The following is a 239-nucleotide window of genomic DNA, read 5'->3' as shown; positions in this document are numbered from 1 at the left end:
TTGAGCCCAGAGCAGTTGATTGCCAACAGCTCGGATGTGGACGGTGAGGTGTCACTCGATAGCGTGAGCTACTCAGGCGCTGACGGTATCTTGGTACAAAACGAAGATGGCTCCGTCACCTTCGCACCAAACGAGAACTTCAACGGCGACATCCGTCTGGATGTGGTTGTCACCGATGATGACGGTGCGACAGCAACGACGACGGCAGGCATTGAGGTGATAGCGGTCAACGATGCGCC

The 239-nt window shown here is 56.1% G+C and carries 1 protein-coding gene; it reads left to right on the top strand.

Translation table 11 applies throughout. The features are described from left to right. On the top strand, positions 1-239 hold a 239-nt coding region (locus tag Q1A70_RS20710; RefSeq protein WP_299695958.1), incomplete at both ends, for a cadherin-like domain-containing protein.

The organism is uncultured Vibrio sp. (assembly GCF_947488985.1).
In the GTDB taxonomy this organism is placed as follows: Bacteria; Pseudomonadota; Gammaproteobacteria; order Enterobacterales; family Vibrionaceae; genus Vibrio.
This window is presented reverse-complemented; position numbering and strand designations above follow the sequence as displayed.